This is a genomic window from Frankia sp. R82, assembly GCF_023716925.1.
Taxonomy (GTDB): domain Bacteria; phylum Actinomycetota; class Actinomycetes; order Frankiales; family Frankiaceae; genus Frankia.
The window spans coordinates 1-17,210 of record NZ_JAMQQG010000315.1 but is presented as its reverse complement, the minus strand read 5'-3'; the positions used below and the strand labels follow the sequence as shown (position 1 = coordinate 17,210).

At 70.5% G+C, this 17,210-nt stretch carries 15 protein-coding genes and 1 tRNA gene; 6 read left to right on the top strand and 10 right to left on the bottom strand.

Annotated features, from left to right (window positions below):
- Positions 1-701 precede the first annotated feature (701 nt).
- Positions 702-851, top strand: coding sequence for a hypothetical protein (locus ND747_RS25920; RefSeq protein WP_251736837.1), 150 nt, complete (start codon positions 702-704; stop codon positions 849-851).
- Positions 852-854: 3 nt separating this feature from the next.
- Here the strand turns inward: ND747_RS25920 and ND747_RS25915 are convergent, their stop codons facing one another.
- Positions 855-1,553, bottom strand: coding sequence for a TetR/AcrR family transcriptional regulator (locus ND747_RS25915; RefSeq protein ID WP_374216327.1), 699 nt, complete (start codon positions 1,551-1,553; stop codon positions 855-857).
- A gap of 155 nt (positions 1,554-1,708) precedes the next feature.
- On the opposite strand from ND747_RS25915, the gene ND747_RS25910 reads away from it, so the two are divergent.
- The 4 genes from ND747_RS25910 to ND747_RS25895 all read left to right on the top strand — a co-directional run bounded on the left by ND747_RS25910 (position 1,709) and on the right by ND747_RS25895 (position 5,889).
- Complete coding sequence (locus ND747_RS25910; protein WP_251736836.1) at positions 1,709-2,134, top strand: organic hydroperoxide resistance protein; 426 nt, start codon at positions 1,709-1,711, stop codon at positions 2,132-2,134.
- A 343-nt stretch (positions 2,135-2,477) separates the two neighbouring features.
- Positions 2,478-4,025, top strand: a complete 1,548-nt coding sequence (locus tag ND747_RS25905; protein WP_374216326.1) for a glycosyltransferase — start codon at positions 2,478-2,480, stop codon at positions 4,023-4,025.
- A gap of 9 nt (positions 4,026-4,034) precedes the next feature.
- Positions 4,035-4,775 carry a class I SAM-dependent methyltransferase gene (locus ND747_RS25900; protein WP_251736834.1) on the top strand — a complete coding sequence of 247 codons (741 nt, stop codon included), beginning with the start codon at positions 4,035-4,037 and terminating at the stop codon, positions 4,773-4,775.
- Complete coding sequence (locus ND747_RS25895) at positions 4,762-5,889, top strand: hypothetical protein (RefSeq protein WP_251736832.1); 1,128 nt, start codon at positions 4,762-4,764, stop codon at positions 5,887-5,889. Before ND747_RS25900 ends, ND747_RS25895 begins: the two co-directional genes overlap by 14 nt.
- On the opposite strand, the gene ND747_RS25890 is transcribed toward ND747_RS25895, so the two are convergent.
- From ND747_RS25890 to ND747_RS25875, 4 genes are all read right to left on the bottom strand, one after another.
- Positions 5,872-6,489 (bottom strand): class I SAM-dependent methyltransferase, encoded by a 618-nt coding sequence (locus ND747_RS25890; RefSeq protein WP_251736831.1) that lies wholly within the window; start codon positions 6,487-6,489, stop codon positions 5,872-5,874. The genes ND747_RS25895 and ND747_RS25890 overlap by 18 nt on opposite strands.
- A gap of 51 nt (positions 6,490-6,540) precedes the next feature.
- Positions 6,541-7,221 (bottom strand): peptide deformylase, encoded by a 681-nt coding sequence (gene def / locus ND747_RS25885; RefSeq protein WP_251736829.1) that lies wholly within the window; start codon positions 7,219-7,221, stop codon positions 6,541-6,543.
- A 511-nt stretch (positions 7,222-7,732) separates the two neighbouring features.
- Positions 7,733-8,113, bottom strand: a complete 381-nt coding sequence (locus ND747_RS25880; RefSeq protein ID WP_251736827.1) for a roadblock/LC7 domain-containing protein — start codon at positions 8,111-8,113, stop codon at positions 7,733-7,735.
- A 52-nt stretch (positions 8,114-8,165) separates the two neighbouring features.
- Entirely contained in the window at positions 8,166-8,531 is a 366-nt protein-coding gene (locus ND747_RS25875; RefSeq protein ID WP_251736825.1) for a hypothetical protein, read from the bottom strand.
- A gap of 144 nt (positions 8,532-8,675) precedes the next feature.
- Here ND747_RS25875 and ND747_RS25870 point away from each other — a divergent pair, with 144 nt between their 5' ends.
- On the top strand, positions 8,676-9,737 hold the full coding sequence (locus ND747_RS25870; RefSeq protein ID WP_251736823.1) for a hypothetical protein: 1,062 nt from the start codon (positions 8,676-8,678) through the stop codon (positions 9,735-9,737).
- 198 nt (positions 9,738-9,935) lie between these two features.
- On the opposite strand, the gene ND747_RS25865 is transcribed toward ND747_RS25870, so the two are convergent.
- From ND747_RS25865 to ND747_RS25845, 5 genes are all read right to left on the bottom strand, one after another.
- Positions 9,936-10,009 (bottom strand) — tRNA-Ile (locus tag ND747_RS25865).
- A gap of 64 nt (positions 10,010-10,073) precedes the next feature.
- The gene (locus ND747_RS25860; protein ID WP_251736821.1) at positions 10,074-11,132 is read right to left on the bottom strand and encodes a DUF3566 domain-containing protein; all 1,059 of its coding nucleotides are present in this window, start codon (positions 11,130-11,132) and stop codon (positions 10,074-10,076) included.
- A gap of 746 nt (positions 11,133-11,878) precedes the next feature.
- Positions 11,879-14,383, bottom strand: coding sequence for a DNA gyrase subunit A (gyrA, locus tag ND747_RS25855; RefSeq protein WP_251736820.1), 2,505 nt, complete (start codon positions 14,381-14,383; stop codon positions 11,879-11,881).
- Between the two features lie 89 nt (positions 14,384-14,472).
- A complete protein-coding gene (gene gyrB, locus ND747_RS25850) occupies positions 14,473-16,407 on the bottom strand; it encodes a DNA topoisomerase (ATP-hydrolyzing) subunit B (RefSeq protein WP_308204696.1) in 1,935 nt (644 codons plus the stop codon).
- 200 nt (positions 16,408-16,607) lie between these two features.
- Positions 16,608-17,117 (bottom strand): DUF721 domain-containing protein, encoded by a 510-nt coding sequence (locus tag ND747_RS25845; RefSeq protein ID WP_251736818.1) that lies wholly within the window; start codon positions 17,115-17,117, stop codon positions 16,608-16,610.
- Positions 17,118-17,210 lie beyond the last annotated feature (93 nt).

The window sequence follows — 17,210 nt, the reverse complement described above, 5'->3', positions numbered from 1 at the left end:
GCTCACCGGCGCGCCGACGATGCCCACTGCCAACCAGGACGGTGACCGCCCACGGGTCGAGATCGTCCACACCCGGTTCGCACCTCATCCACTGGTGGTCACCGACATCTGCACCCGACGATGACCACCCTGCGGGCAGCGACCGTCCACAGGCACACCGCTGCCCCGGCAGGCTCACCGGCGCGCCGACGATGCCCACTGCCAACCAGGACGGTGACCGCCCACGGGTCGAGATCGTCCACACCCGGTGCCCGTCCAACAGGACGGTGACCACCCGGTAGCCGTTCAACGGGACGGTGACCACCCACGGATCAGGACCGTTCCGGGCACGGTGCCCGCCCAGGTCGATGGGGCAATCCGGTGAACAGGGCGACGCAGACCAGCTGGCGGTCATCGATCGCCAGCCACCGGATGATCAGGGTCAGTGTGGTCGGCGAGGCCCGGGGAGGGGCAGCGACCGCGTTGTGCACAGACCTGACCTGCCTGGCACGGTGCCCGCTCAGGCTGATGGCTCAATCAGGTGGACGACTGGACGATGCCCATCCAGGGGCAGGGCCGAACTGCCACGGTGACCCTTGGTGCTGACAGTGATGCGGCAGGACTGACGGTGACCATCGAGGTCAAGGGTGCTGTGCAGGCGGAGGAACTGGGCCGGGCTCACCGCGGTGGTGACGATGCCCCGCTGTGGAGCAGGCCCGGCTGTGGGTATCCACAGACTGCGCACGCTGCCCATCAGTGGGCCGTGGTGCCGGCCGGCGCTCGCCGTCCACAGGCGGGCCCGGCTCGACGGTGCCCAGGTGGGAGCTGTGGGACTGGCGGTGACCGTCAGGGAGCTGTGGGACTGGCGGTGACCGTCAGGGGGCAGGGGGCTGGTCGGGACGGACGGCAGCCAGGCAGAAGTCAACCAGGCGGCGGTGGAAGGCCGCATGATCGCGTGGCTGGCGGGCACCGAAGGCATGGCGGGCCAGCAGCGAACCGAGGAAGGTGTCGGAGGCCAGATCGGCGTCAAGATCGACACGGGCCTCACCGCGAGTGACCGCGTCGTGGAAGGCGTCCTCGATGGCGGCGGCGCAGCGGTCGACCGATTCGCGCCGGAACGCCGCGTACATCGCTGGAAAGCGGGGCAGTTCGGCCATGCAGCGGCCGAGGATCGAGATCCTCGGTTCGGTGAACACCGCATCCACCAGGGGGGCGAGCTGCAGCAGATCGCCGCGCAGGTCCCCGGTACGCGGCGGGACGAGGCCGGCGGCCAGGGTGCCAAGTGCGGCCAGAACAAGATCGTCCCGGTCGGGCCAGCGCATGTAGATGCCCCGTTTTGCGACGCCCGCCCGGGCAGCGACGCTGTTGACGCTGAACCCGGCGACGCCGTTCTCGGCGAGTTCCGCGACGGCGGCGGTCAGCACGCGGGTGTCGATGGTCGCGTCCCGCGGACGTCCCCGTCGAGGTCGAACCGGCTCGGCCACGCCGCCGATACTGTCCGTATCTGCCGCTTTCGCCCTGTCCGTGATGTCCGCCATGTCCGCCATGCTCGCCGTGTCCGCCGTCGTCGCCATACCTGCTGCGTGTGCGCCGTCCCTGCCGGGATTCCCCGGCTGGCCCAACTCCATGTGACCAAGGCTAAGGCCGAGACCAGGTGTGGACTGCTTCCTTTTAGGGCACCACTGTGGTTGCTTAAATATGGCACGACACCGCGAAACACGGAGGCAGCATGTCCAACGTCCTCTACTCTGCGACCTCGACGGCCTGGGGCGGCCGGGACGGCCGGGTGGCGTCCAGCGACAACCGGCTCGACCTGCAGCTGTCCATACCGAAGGGGCTTGGTGGAGACGACGGTCCGGGCACGAACCCCGAGCAGCTCTTCGCCACTGGTTACGCAGCGTGTTTCCACAGTGCGCTGAAAGCGGTCGCGCGCGGCCGGAAGATCGACGTCAAGGACTCCGCCGTCTCGGTGACCGTGTCCCTCGGTCGCGATGACGCTGGCCTCGGCCTGAGCACACGGATCGAGGCGCAGGTCCCCGGCCTCGATCGGGCCACCGCCCAGGAGCTGCTCGACGCTGCCCACGAGATGTGCCCGTACTCCCGCGCCACCAGGGGAAACGTGCCGGCCGAGGTCGTCCTCGTCGACGAGGACTAACCGCGCTCGCCTGCGTCCCAGGACGGTCACCCGACAGGGACACCGTCCTGGCGCGCGGACGTCCTGGCGGGGCATCGTCCCGGGCGATCACCCACCCGGGGCACCGTCCCAGGACGGACATCCGGCAGGGACACCGTCCTGGCAGGGACACCGTCCATGGGGGGGCAACGACACAACGAGATCGCGTCAACACCAACGGTCTCCGTCTTTGCGCACCGTGCGGGCAACCGTGCACCACTCGATTCAGGTGAAGATCAACCAGGAATGTCCTAGTGTCAGACTGGCACGACCCCCTCAACGTCGAGGGACCAGACATGGCCCGAAACGGACGAAGGGCGCACACTTGCGGATCGCGTTGTTGTCGTACCGGAGCCTGCCCACCTGCGGTGGTCAGGGGGTGTACGTCCGACATCTGTCCCGCGAACTGGTCGCCCTTGGCCATCACGTGCAGGTGGTCAGCGGACCGCCATACCCGGTGCTCGACCCTGGTGTCGGGCTGACCGAGCTGCCCAGCCTGGACCTTTACGGCGAGGCGGACCCGTTCCGCTGGCCGAAGGCGGCCGAGCTGCGCTCGCTGCCCGACGTCGTCGAGGTCGCGATGATGCGCACCGGGCAGTTCTCCGAACCCCTGTCGTTCAGCCTGCGGGCCTACCAGACACTGCGGCCCCGCGCTGCCGGCGGGCGGCCACCGTTCGACATCGTCCACGACAACCAGGGGCTGGGCTACGGCCTGCTGGCCCTGCGGGCGGCGTTGCGCCCGTACCGGATCCCCGTGGTGAGCACCGTGCACCACCCGATCACGGTGGATCGCCGGCTCAGCCTGGACGCGACGTCCGGCTGGAAGGCCCGCACCGGTATCCGCCGGTGGTACTCGTTCCTGCCGATGCAGGCCCGGGTGGCCCGCGGGCTGGACGGGATCGTCATCCCGTCGGAGAGTTCGCGGCGCGAGATCATCACGGACATGGCACTGCCGTCCGAGTCCATGCACACGGTGCCTCTGGGGGTGGAGGCTGACATCTTCACCCCCGCACCCGCCGGCACGCCCGCGGTGCCCGGCCGGATCGTGGTCGTGACCAGCGCTGATGTGCCACTCAAGGGGCTCGGTGTGCTGTTGGAGGCGCTCGCCGCGCTGCGTCGCGAGCGGCCTCTCGCCCATCTGGTCTGCGTCGGGAAGGTGCGCGAGGGCGGCCAGGCCCAGCGCCGGGTCTCCGAGCTGGGGCTGGTGGAGGCGGTGACGTTCCGCTCGGGCGTGCCGGAGCCGGAACTCGTCGAGCTGCTGCGTTCCGCCGAGGTGGCCGTCGTCCCGTCGCTGTATGAGGGATTCAGCCTGCCTGCGGTCGAGGAGCTGGCCTGCGGGATTCCGCTGGTCGCGACGACCGCCGGTGCCCTGCCGGAGGTGGCCGGGCCGGACGGTGAGGCGGCGCTGCTCGTCCCGCCCGGCGATCCGGTGGCGTTGGCCGGCGCGATCCGCCGGCTGCTCGACGACCCTGACCTGCGAGCCCGGATGGGTGCCGCCGGGCGCCGTCGGGTGGAGCAGCGTTTCTCCTGGCGAGCCGCGAGCGCGGCCACCGCGGCCTGGTACGCCGAACGGATCGCCGCGGTCGGCGGAACGCCGAGCTCGCCCTACCCGGGCGCGAGCTGGCCCTGGATCCCACAGCCGGAACTCCGGGCCGACCCGGGCACCGTGTCGGCCACAGCCACTCAGCCGGGCACGGTCTCCGGGTTGTCCACAGCCTCCGGGGTGTCCGCCGGTGCGACGGTGCCCACCGGTGGGTCCTCGGCGACCATCACCACCACGGTGCCCACCGGAGCGGCGATATCCACAGGCACCACGGTGCCCACCGGTGCCACCTCGACGGCGGCGCCCGGCCCGTCCACACCGACCAGCTGACCGGCCGGCATGCTTACCGTCGACTTCGATCGTTTTCCCGTATCCGCTGGCACCCGGCTGCTCGATCTCGGCTGCGGGGGCGGGCGGCACACCTTCGAGGCCTTCCGGCGCGGCGCGGAGGTGATCGCCCTCGACTACTCGTTCACCGATGTCCGGGACGTCCAGGCGATGCTCGGCGCGATGGCCCTGGAGGGGCAGGCTCCGCCGTCGGGACGTTCCGCCGTGGTACGCGGCGACGCGCTGGCCCTGCCGTTCGCGGACGACACGTTCGACCGGGTCATCGCCGCGGAGATCCTCGAGCACCTGCCGGCCGATACGGCGGCGATGGCCGAGATCGCCCGGGTGGTGCGCCCGGGTGGCTGGATCGCGGTCACCGTGCCCAACCGTTTCCCCGAGCGGGTCTGCTGGAGCCTGTCCTCGGCCTACCACACGGTGCCCGGTGGCCATGTGCGCATCTACCGGCGCCACCAGCTGCGGGAACAGCTGGTGGCGGTCGGGCTCGAACCCGTCGACACCCATTTCGCCCATGCGCTGCACTCGCCGTACTGGTGGCTTCGGTGTCTCGTCGGTGTCCATGACGACGACCATCCGGCGACGCGGCTGTATCACCGGATGCTGGTGTGGGACATGATGCGCAGGCCTCGCGTCACGCGGATCACCGAGCGGGTCCTCAACCCGGTGCTCGGCAAGAGCATCGTGCTGTACCTGCGGAAACAGCCGAGTCAGGAGGCCTCGCATGCGGTCCGTTGAGCCTGCTGCCCCGCTGCTCGATGCCGGGGCGCTCACCGCGACCGCGAAGGCGATCGCCGCGGTCCAGGAGGCCGATGGTGCGATCCCCTGGTACCCGGGTGGGCACACCGACGCCTGGGATCATCTGGAATGCGCGATGGCGCTCGACCTGTGCGGCCAGGCGGGCGCCGCCGACGCCGCCTGGGACTGGCTGCGCCGCAACCAGCGGGCCGACGGGTCCTGGGCAACGAGTTATCTCGGCGGTGCGGTCCGCGAGGACTTCGTCGACAGCAACCAGTGCGCCTATGTGGCCGCGGCGGCCCTGCACCGGTGGCTGCTGTTCGGCGACGAGGAGTTCCTCGCCGGGATCTGGCCGGTGGTCCGCCGCGCCCTCGACTTCGTGGTCGCGCTGCAGGCACCCAGCGGCCAGATCTGGTGGGCGCGTTCGGCCGACGGTGCCCATTATCCCAAGGCTCTGGTCACGGGCTGTTCCAGCACGCTGCACAGCCTGCGATGCGGGATGGCCCTGGCCGCGGTGATCGGCGAGATCGGGATCGACGGCGGGACAGACCGGGGCGTGCAGCTCACCGAGGTCGCGGCGCGGTGGGGGCGGGCCGCCGATGCCCTGCACCACGCCCTGCTCACCCATCCGGAGTACTTCCTGCCCAAGGATCGCTGGTCGATGGACTGGTACTACCCGGTCCTCGGCGGCGTGGTGCGCGGACCCGCCGGCCGGGCGAGGCTCGCCTCCCGCTGGGACGAGTTCATCGTGGACGGGCTCGGCGCCCGCTGCGTGGCCGACGAACCGTGGGTCACCGGGGCCGAGACCTGCGAGCTCGCGATCGCCCTGCACCTGGTCGGCGAGACGGAGTCCGCCACCCGGCTGGTCACCGACATGCAGTGCCTGCGCCACGAAAGCGGTGGCTACTGGACCGGCTGGCAGTTCGCTGACCAGGTGTTCTGGCCGGTCGAGCAGTCGACCTGGACGGGCGCCGCGGTGATCCTGGCCGTGGACACGTTGGCCGGCGGGATCACCGAGACGCTGTTTCGCGGCGACGGCCTCCCGGGCGCCGCAGTGCCCACGCTCCCCGTGCTGCCGGCGGCGTGTGGTTGCCCGTCACAGGACGCGGCGTAGCGCCCGCAGCGACCCGGTCACCGCCTCCTCGCGAAAGCCCTCGTCCAGGGCGCGTAGCAGCACGTGGTACGGCGCCTGGCCACCGTCAGCCGGGTCGGGGAACACGTCGTGGATGAGCAGCGCCCCGCCCGGCGCGACATGCCCCACCCATGCCTCGTAGTCCGCCTGGGCCTGCACCTCGGTGTGCCCGCCGTCGAGGAACAGCAGCGCGATCGGCGTCGACCACCATCGCCCGACCTGCTCGGAGCGGCCGACGACCGCGGTGACGACATCCTCGACCCGGGCGTCCTCCAGGGTCCGGCGCAGATGCGGCAGGGTGTCCATCCGCCCGGTGCGCGGGTCGACCAGCGAGCTGTCGTGGTACTCCCAGCCCGGCTGGTTCTCCTCCGACCCACGATGATGATCGACGGTGACCACCGTGGCGCCGGCGCTGCGCGCACCCGCAGCCAGGTACAGGGTGGACTTGCCACAGTAGGTGCCGACCTCGCAGATCAGCCCGCCGGCCGGTACCCGGGCGGCCGCCCGGTGCAGTGCCGCGCCCTCCTCGGGGGGCATGAAGCCCGTTGCCGCCTCGGCCAGCTCCCGCAACGCCGTGTCCACCGCGCACTCCCTCAGATCGCCCGAACTGCCGCCGTCACCGGCGGTTCCAACCTAGCCGGCCGGCTGACGGGCCGCCGCAAGCTCGGCTCGACGGGCGAAGATCTCCTCGCGACGCTCCTCCATCTCCTTGAGCGCCTTGCGTCGCCCGCGGCTGGACAGCCGGTCGATGTAGAGGCTGCCGCCGAGATGATCGGTCTCGTGCTGCAGGCAGCGGGCGAAGTAGCCGGTGCCCTCGAGCCGCAACGGCGCACCGGTCTGGTCCTGGCCGCGCACGGCGGCGTACTCCAGCCGGGGGACCTCCATCGACGCGCCGGGCACCGACAGGCAGCCCTCGTCGCTCCTGGTCAGCCGCCGCTCGGTCGGGTCGGGCTCCTCGAGCACCGGGTTGGCGATGTGCCCCACGTGCCGGACGCCGTCGTCGTCGGTGCAGTCGTAGACGAACAGGGCGGCGTCCACGTCGATCTGGTTCGCGGCGAGCCCCACGCCCTCGGCGACGTACATCGAGGTGAACATGTCATCGATGAGGGCGGCGAGCTCCGGGGTGCCGAACTCGGTGATCAGACGGCAGGGGCGGTGCAGGATCGGTTCCCCGACCACGGTGATCCGCCTGACGTTGCCGCGCGCCGCCTCCGGGGCATGTGCCGGATAGCTCTCGACGGGCTCTCCCATCAACCGGACCCGCAGGTCGGGCTGCTGGCTCGTCGTGCTGGTCCGTCCGGTTCGCGAGGCCATGGCGACCTACTCCCTTCGTCCGACCGGACGCTCGCGCCGACGGTCGGCGCCGTGGGGCCGGGCCGGCTCGGACGCCCGGGTGGCGGTCGGTTCGGGCCGCCATCGATCCTGCGCCGTGCAGTGCTACGAGCTTGGCAGAACACCGGACGGAAGGTGCGATGGCCCAGGGTCGGCGTTCCGGCCGCGCCGCACCCGCTCCCACCAGGCGGCGAACTCCCGCTCCGCCCGGCGCTGCCGATCCTCCCGGCACGGCCGGCACTGGGTGTCCTCCGCGGGATGCTGCCCACAGGTGGCACACATCGGCCCGGACGGTTCTGGTTGGCCGCCGATCCGGGCCATCTCGGCGTGGGCGTCCTCGACGGTGCGCCGACAGGGGCAACCCACCGAAAGGGAAACACATGTCACCCAGGGCGACAGCCCACCGGAGCCATGGTGGTGTGACCACTCATGGTCACAGAGTGAACACATCGACACCGAAGTATTCGAGCACATCCGTTGTCCACAGCCACGGTCAGGCCGTGAGGGCCGCGCTGATGCGGGTCACGGTGCCCCTCGAGCGCAGGTGCAGATGCTCCACGTCCAGGCCCTCATCGCCCAGGACGACGAGCAGCCTCGCCCCGCCGACGGCATAGACGACGACGTGGCCCTGCCGACACCGGATGATCACTTCCCCCAGCGGACCCAGCCCGACCTCCTTGCTGGTCGATCGGCCGAGCCCGAGGGCGGCGGCCGCCATCGCGGCGATCACCTCGGGCCGTGCGCCCTCGGCGTCCGCACAGAACAGCAGGCCGTCCGCGGCGGCGACGACGGTGCCGGTCACCCCGGGAACCTCCGCTCGCAGGCGGTGCAGCTCGGCCAGTACCGCGTCGGTGATCGTGGTGGTGGTCGTCATCGAGGCCTCCTTCCAGGCGCCCGTCGGCGGCTGGCACCCACGGGCAGGTCACTCACAGATCGAGTGCACGGGCGATGAGCCGCAGGCTGTGCCGGGCGAAGGCGAGATTCGCCCGGGACCGCTCCAGCACCAGGTAGAGGAACAGCGGGCTGTCCGCCCGCTGGAGCAACCGGATGAGGTGGTACTGCCGGTCAAGGGTGATGAGGATGTCCTCGATGCCCTCCTGGACGCCTTGCGCGTCCAGGGTGCGACGTTTTGACCGCACTATTTCGGTGCTACCCGCCGACGCCACCTCAAGGTCGAGATCCCGGCCGCCGCCGGCGGAACCGAGCATCATTCCGCTCTCTCCGTCAACCAGCGAAACACCGACCGCGCCATCGACTCGCATGGCTTCCTTGAGCGCGGTCTCAATGTCCATAGCTGTGCTCTCCTCAACCCGATGACCGGAGATCGAAATTTCGCCGCCAGATTCGGCGATAATCTGACACAGACCGCCGGCATATCGTGTGGACAAAATGACCGTACCGTTGCCGGAACGACCTGTCACACCAGGGATGTCACCATGGACGATAAGAAGGACACCATACGGGGTTACCTTTCTTCGACCGAAGATCCACCCCGAACGGAGGTCGTCCACACCTCCTGCGCCCCGGCGCCGACTTCAGCTCCGCTGCCCGCGCCGGCCCAGGCCCCGCCCCCGTTCGCCGGTGCGGATCGACTACTGACCACGCTGGTCAGCTGCGCCGAGGACGCGTTCACCGGGAGTCTGGACGTGGTCGGCGCGGCCAGCGGACGGGTGGCCTTCCAGGACGGGCTGATCATCGACGCCGTCACGTCCGCGGCACCGGGTGTGGAGTCGCTGCTCCTGCGGTCCGGGCGGATCGCGGAGCCGGAGTGGACGGCGGTGTACGCCGCGGCGGCGCCCACCGGCCAGCTGGCCGCCCTACTGGTGGAACGGGGCCTGCTGGGGCGAGCCGGCGTGCAGATCCTCGCCCGCACCAGCGTGATGGACGCATTGTTCGCCCTGGCCGGCTCCGCCTGGTTGGAGGTGACCCGCACCCCGGCACGAACCTCGCCCGACGCAGCCGCAGCACCCCTGCTGCCCGTGCAGCCCGGCGTCGACGCCGGCTGGGCCGTGCGGGAGATCTCCAGACGGCTGACGATCGCCGGCGGGTGGCACACCTACCTCGGTCTGGGGCCGCAGACCCGGCCACGGCTGGCGCCCGAACCGGCCCGGATGCCCACGGCCGCACCACAGGTCAGCCTGCTCGCTCGGGTGAACGGCCGTCGGACCGCCCGTGACCTCGCCTTTTCCCTGGGACGCGGAATCTATCCCGTCCTGACCGATCTCGCCTTTCTGGCCACCACCGGCTGGATCGTTCTGTCACCCTCGTCGGGGCACCCCCCGTCGGCCGTTCCCGAGCCGACGGACAGATCCCACCCGGTTTGCGTCGCCCCGCCGGCCCCACGCCCCTACGGAGACCGTTACCACCGAATTCCGCCCCCGGCCACAGGCGACACCGTCGCCCCCACCATCCGCACCCCGAAACGCCGCTACGACCTCCTGATCGACAACCCCCTACCCCGCCGCCCCATCCACACCCCACCCCTCCTCCCAGAATAAGAATTCAACCCAAAACCCGCACCCGCACCCGCACCCGCACCCGCACCCGCACCCGCACCAAACGGAACCACAGAAAAACCAAGGAAAAAAACAAAAAAGAACCCCCCGCCTCCGGGGGGTTCGGGGGGTCGCCCCCCCCGGCCAGCATCGCGGCAAGGGGGAAGCCGCCCAGGGCGGCAAACACGACGAATCAGCGCGTGGACCTAGGTGGACTTGAACCACCGGCCTCTTCCTTATCAGGGAAGCGCTCTAACCGACTGAGCTATAGGTCCGGGCAACGACTGCAACCATACAGGATGGCGGCGCCGGGGTGGGTACCGGCGCCGCCCGACTGCGCTACTGGTCGCTGAGGGTCACCTCGATGCCGCCGATCATCTCGGCGCAGAGGTTGTAGAGCAGGGCACCAAGAGTGGTCAGGGCGGTCATCAGGATCACGTTGATCGCGCCGATGAGCAGGCTGATCTCCATGGCCCGGCCGAAGGACAGCCAGCCGCGTACGTCGCCGGCACTGCTGTCGGTGAGGGTGTCGGCCGCGTCGCTGACACTGTTGAACACGCCGATCGAGTTCAGGACGAACCAGAGCACGGCGACGGCGACGAGCAGGACGACGAAGACGCACAGGGAGAACGCGAAGCTCAGCCGGGTCACCGTGATCGGGTTGACCTTGGACAGCCGCAGTTTGGCCCGGCGGCCGGCGCCCGGCGGACGGGAGCCGCCGGAGCCGGTGGTCCCGGGTCGACCACCGTCACCGCTGCTGCGGGGTGCGGTGCCCGGCCGGTCACCGGCGACGGCGTCGAACTGGTGGGCCAGGGCGTCGGGGGACGTGGCGGTCGAGGGACGGGCGGCGTCGATCGTGCCGGAGCCGGTGCCCGTGCCGCGAGCTGGGGTGCTGGCCGGCGCCGCGGTGCCACCGGATGCCGCGGCGGTGCCCGGTCGCCCGTGTACGGCGGTTGCGGCGGACGCGGGGGGCGTCGTCGGGTGCCCACGTGTCGGTGCGGCCGGCCGGACGCCGTCAGGAGCGGTCCCTCGCTGCGGCGTGGCGCGGGTGCTGTCGGGCTTCGTGGTACGGCTCCTCGTCGTGGATGGCGGGCGGACCAGGGACATCGTGTCGTTGTCCCTGGACCGTTCGGCCGGGGGCTCGGTACGGGCGCTGGGCAGGCCCGCGGTGGACCGGTCGATGCCGCCAGCAGGCGTCGACCCGAGTGACTTCGCGGGCGACGATACGGCGGTCGCGTCGAGTTTGCGGGTAGCCGAGGCCGAGGCGGCCCCCGAACCCGCCCTTCCCGCGGATGATGTTCCCGAGCCGGGTGCTCCCACGCCGGATGCCCGAGTGGCGGGTGGCCGGCGGGAGGCGGGTGCCGCGCCGTCGTTGTTCGTCCCCACCGCTGGCGACATCGACACCGACACCGATGACGGGGATGGCGGGGAGGCAGTCGAAGCGGACGCAGGGGGCGACAGCGGCGCGGACGCCGACCGGGTTCGGTCGCCCTCGACCGCCCGCGACTCGCCCCCACCCGAGCCTCTCGCCCGCGAACCGCCCTGGGTTCCCGGGCTGTCGGAGTCGTCGGTCGCCGAACGCTCCATCCGCTGGAAGAACGGACTGGAGGCGGATGTCTCCGTCGAGCGGGACGCCCCGGACCCTCCGGAGCCCCCGCCCGAGCGCCCGGTACCCCCGGCAGCCACGTTCTTGCCACCGGCGCCGGAACCACCGGAAGCAGAACCACCGGTGGCAGAACCGGTCGGCTGGCCGCCCGTGGACGGCCCGGAGTCGCCGGCCGCGGGGATCACCATCGTCTCGCCGTCGTCGGCGCGCCCTCCGGCGTCACCACGGCCGGCGCCACCACGGTTGGAACCGGCGTCTTTCGGGCCGGCGTGGTCGGAGCCCACCTGGTCGGAACCCACACGGTCGGAGCCCGCGGGGGCAGCGCCGCGCTGGGCTGCCGGCCGATCAGGCCGGTCAGGCCGGTCATCCTGACTGTCGCTCACGGACCACTCCCGGTTCGCTTCCGGGTAACGCACGCTGGTCGTGCGCCCACCCATGCCGCTGGCCCGCATCACGCGGTGCCACCTCGTCGCGTTGCCGGGGCCGGCACCGCGACGTGGACCGCCGCCGACCGGCGTCGAGCTCCACGGTCCGGGACTCAGGCGTCCTGGGCCGGGGAACCGTCGCTGGCGTCGGGGTCCTCCACATCAGCATTACGCGCCACCCCGACGACCTGCACACCGGATTCCAGATCGATGAGGCGCACGCCCATCGTCTGCCGCTGCGCCCGGCGGACGTCCTGGGCGACGGTACGCAACACACCCCCGTTGGACGCGATCGCGTAGAGCTGATCGTCCGGTTCGACGACCAGCGCGCCGACGAGGCCGCCGCGGGTCGAGACGATCTTAGCGGTGAGCACGCCCTTGCCGCCGCGGCCCTGCACCGGGTACTCGGCCAGCGGCGTCCGCTTGGCGTAGCCGCCGGAGGTGGCGACCAGCAGATCGGCGGTGCTGTCGGGGACGACGACATCCATGGACAGCAGTTCGTCCTCGGCGTCGAAGCGCATGCCGATCACGCCGGAGGTGGCGCGGCCCATCGGGCGCAGCTGGTCGTCGTCGGCGTGGAAGCGGATCGACTGGGCGTTCCGGCTGACCAGCAGCAGGTCGTCGCCGGGAGCGACGAGTCGGGCGGCGATCAGTTCGTCGTCGTCGCGCAGGTTGATCGCGACGAGGCCACCGGCCCGGCTGGAGTCGAAGTCGCGCAGCGAGGTCTTCTTGCACAGTCCGCGCTTGGTGGCGAGCACCAGGTAGGGCGCCACCTCGTAGTCCTGCAGCGCGATGACCTCGGCGATCCGCTCGTCCTGGCCGAAGGCCAGGATGTTCGCGACGTGCTGTCCCTTGGCCGAACGGGCCTGCTCGGGCAGCTCGTGGGCCTTCGCCCGGTACACCCGTCCCTTGTTCGTGAAGAACAACAGCCAGTGGTGGGTGGTGGTGACGAAGAAGTGCTCGACGATGTCGTCCTCGCGCAGGGCCGCACCCTGCACACCCTTGCCACCGCGGCGCTGCGAGCGGTACAGGTCGGTCTTGGTGCGCTTGGCGTAGCCGCCACGGGTGACGGTGACGACGACGTCCTCGCGGGCGATGAGGTCCTCGATGGACATGTCGCCCTCGAACGGGACCAGCCGGGTACGCCGCTCGTCGCCGAACTTCTCGACGACCTCGGCGAGCTCCTCGCCGATGATCTCCCGCTGCCGGGCCGGTGAGGCGAGGATCGCCTCCAGCTCGGAGATCCGGGCGCGCAGCTCCGCGGCCTCGTCGATGATCCGCTGACGCTCGAGGGCGGCCAGGCGGCGCAGCTGCATGTCCAGGATCGCGGTCGCCTGGATCTCCGACAGCGTGAAGCGCTCCATCAGCTGACCGCGGGCGGCCTCGGCGGACTCCGCGTTGCGGATGAGGCTGATCACCTCGTCCAGGTGGTCGAGCGCGATCAGCAGACCGTCGAGGACGTGCAGTCGCTCGCGGGCCTTGCGCAGCTGGTAGCGGGTGCGGCGGACGATGACGTCCACCTGGTGCTCGACGTAGTAGCGGATCATCTGGTCGAGGCGCAGCGTGCGCGGCACCCCGTCGACGATCGCCAGCATGTTGACGCCGAAGGTGTCCTGCAGCTGGGTGTGCTTGTACAGGTTGTTCAGCACGACCTTGGCGACGGCGTCCCGCTTGAGGTCGATGACCAGGCGTTGGCCGATGCGGGCCGAGGTCTCGTCCCGAACGTCCGAGATGCCGGTGACCTTGTTGTCGCGGACCAGCTCGGCGATCTTCTCGGCGAGGTTGTCCGGGTTCACCTGGTAGGGCAGCTCGGTGACGACGAGCTGGGTGCGGCTCTTGTTCTCCTCGACGTTGACGACCGCCCGCATCCGGATGCTGCCGCGGCCGGTGCGGTAGGCGTCCTCGATGCCGCTGCGCCCGACGATCAGGCCGGAGGTCGGAAAGTCCGGACCCTTGATCAGGCCGAGCAGTGCCTCGAGCAGCTCCTCGTCGGTGGCGTCCGGGTGGTCGAGCGCCCACTGCACCCCGGCGGCGACCTCGCGCAGGTTGTGCGGCGGGATGTTCGTCGCCATCCCGACCGCGATGCCGCCGGCGCCGTTGACCAGCAGGTTCGGGAACCGGCTGGGCAGAACCAACGGCTCCTGCGAGCGGCCGTCGTAGTTCGGCGCGAAGTCGACGGTCTCCTGGTCGATGTCGCGCAGCATCTCCATGGCCAACGCGGCCATCCGGGCCTCGGTGTACCGCATGGCGGCGGGCGGGTCGTTGCCCGGCGAGCCGAAGTTGCCGTTGCCGTCGACCAGCGGGTAGCGCAGCGACCAGCTCTGCGCGAGCCGGACGAGGGTGTCGTAGATCGCCGAGTCGCCGTGCGGATGGTAGTTACCCATGACGTCCCCGACGACGCGGGAACACTTGAAGTACCCGCGGTCGGGGCGGTAGCCACCGTCGTACATGGCGTAGAGAACCCGACGGTGGACGGGCTTGAGCCCGTCCCGGACCTCGGGCAGCGCACGCCCGACGATGACCGACATGGCGTAGTCGAGATACGACCGCTGCATCTCGACTTCGATGCCGATGGGTTCGATGCGATCGCCGGGGGGTGGCGGCAGAACGTCGACCACGGGGTCCTTCCAGGGCGAGAGGGATCAGTCGGCAGGGGGGACAGACGTCCCGGCGGCGGGCCGGGTGCGTCCCGGCCGGCCGGCTGACGTCAGATGTCCAGGAAACGCACGTCCTTGGCGTTGCGCTGGATGAAGCTGCGACGAGCGTCGACATCCTCACCCATGAGCACCGAGAACAGTTCGTCGGCGACGGCCGCGTCGTCCAGGGTGACCTGCAGCAGGATGCGCCGGTCCGGGTCCATGGTGGTGTCCCACAGCTCGGTCGCGTTCATCTCGCCGAGGCCCTTGAACCGCTGGATGGCGTCCTTGGGCAGCTTGCGCCCGGCTTCCACCCCACGCTGGAGCAGGCCGTCGCGCTCCCGGTCGGAGTAGGCGTACTCCCAGTCCTCCCGCCCCCACTTGATCTTGTAAAGGGGGGGTTGGGCGAGGAAGACATGCCCGGCCTCGACCAGCGGGCGCATGAAGCGGAACAGCAGGGTGAGCAGCAGGGTACGGATGTGCTGACCGTCGACGTCGGCGTCCGCCATCAGCACGATCTTGTGGTAGCGCAGCTTGGCGATGTCGAAGTCGTCGTGGATGCCGGTGCCCAGCGCCTGGATCAGCGCCTGGACCTCGGTGTTCTTCAGGACCCGGTCGATGCGGGCCTTCTCCACGTTGAGGATCTTTCCACGCAGCGGCAGGATCGCCTGGAACTTCGAGTCCCGCCCGCCCTTGGCCGAGCCGCCCGCCGAGTCACCCTCGACGATGTACAGCTCGCAGCGCTCCGGGTCGGTGAACTGGCAGTCCGACAGCTTGCCGGGCAGCCCCGTGCCGCCGAGCAGACCCTTGCGCCGGGTGAGGTCGCGGGCCTGCCGGGCAGCGATCCGGGCCCGCTGCGCGTCCAGTGACTTGCTGACGATCGCCCGTGCCTCGGTCCGGTTCACCTCGAACCAGTCCTTGAGCGCCGAGTAGCACATCTCCTGGACGAACTTCTTCGCCTCGGTGTTGCCGAGCTTGGTCTTTGTCTGCCCCTCGAACTGGGGCTGCGCCAGCTTCACCGAGATGATCGCGGTCAGGCCCTCGCGGATGTCGTCACCGGACAGGCGCTCGTCGCCGCCACGAGCCCCGGCCTTGACCGGCTTGAGCAGGTTCTGATCCTTGGCGTAGGCGTTGACAGCGCTGGTCAGCGCGGCGCGGAAACCCTCCTCGTGGGTGCCGCCCTCATGCGTGTTGATCGTGTTGGCGAAGGTGTAGACCGACTCGGAGTAGCCGGCGTTCCACTGCATGGCGAGCTCGGCCTCGATGCCGGTGCCCTTCGACTCCAACGAGATCACGCTGCGATGGATGGCGTCCTTGGTGGCGTTGAGGTGCGCGACGAAGTCGACCAGGCCGTTCTCGTACCGGTAGGTGACCTCGGCCCGCTCCTCGCCGCGCTCGTCGACCAGCGTGATCGACAGGCCCTTGTTGAGGAACGCCATCTCCTGCAGGCGCCGGGTGAGCGTCTCGTACTTGTACTCGGTCGTCTCGAAGATCTCCGGGTCCGCCCAGAACGTGACGGACGTGCCGGTCCTCTTCGACGGACCGGTCTGCACGAGGGGCTTCGCCGGGCGGCTCGCCACATACGGCTGGAACCAGACGTGCCCATCCACCTGGATCTCGACCTCGAGCCGGGTGGACAGGGCGTTCACCACGCTGACGCCCACGCCGTGCAGGCCGCCGGAGACCGCGTAGGACTTGCCGTCGAACTTGCCGCCCGCGTGCAGGGTGGTGAGTACCAGCTCGACCGTCGGTATCTTCTTCACCGGATGCATGCCGACGGGGATGCCGCGACCGTTGTCGATCACGCGGACGCCACCGTCGGCCAGCAGGGTCACCGAGATCGTGTCGCAGTAGCCGGCGAGCGCCTCGTCCACGGCGTTGTCGACCACCTCGTAGACGAGATGGTGCAGGCCACGCTCTCCGGTGGAGCCGATGTACATGCCCGGACGCTTACGGACCGCGTCGAGACCTTCGAGAACCTTGATCGAACTAGCGTCGTAGGCCACGCTGCGGGTCCCCTCGTTCTGGGCGGAAGTATCCACCAGTCTACCTGGCAACCCGTCATAGCGGACGCAGGGTGACCCCTGACGCCGGCACAGCGCCCCGAGCAAGGGGATGGTGAACTCCCCTACCCGACCGCCGTCGTCGGGCCTTCCACGCCGCCACGAGGCCAGCCGACACCTGATCACCGAACGGCTGGGCGGGCTCAACCGTAGGTGTCACGGGGACCGCGACCCGCGGTTCGGATCGACCCGTGCCGCCAGGACGGCGCCGTCGGCCCACGCACGGTGATCCGTTGGACGACCCTGGGGCCGAGCTCACGGTGCAGGATCGCGAGGATCTGCGGCGCCAGCATCCGCATCTGGGTGGCCCAGGCTGTCGACTCGGCGACGAGTTCCAGCTGACCGTCGCGCAGGGAGACCGGCGTGCAACGTTCGGCGATCTCCGGCCCCACGATGACGTCCCACCGGCTGAGCACGCTCGCGTCCGCGGCCTGCTCCCGCCAGCCGCGCGAGGCGAGCAGCCGGCCGATCGCCGACCCGAACGCCACCGGCTCCCGCCACTGCCGTCCCGGCCGGGCAATCCCCGGCAGCTGCGGGCTGCGGGGCGGCCGACGGTCGTCGTCCTGCTCCCGGCGCCCCCCGGTGCCGCCGCCCGCGTCGGCTCGGCCGCCCAGTCCGCCCGCCGGCGCGGCCGCCCGCGGTACCGGCGCCACCCGCGGTCCCCACCCCCCCGCCGTCGCATTTACATGCGCGCCCGGGTTCCTACCGAACTCCGGCACGGTTCCTGTAGGGTTGGGGATCGGCGG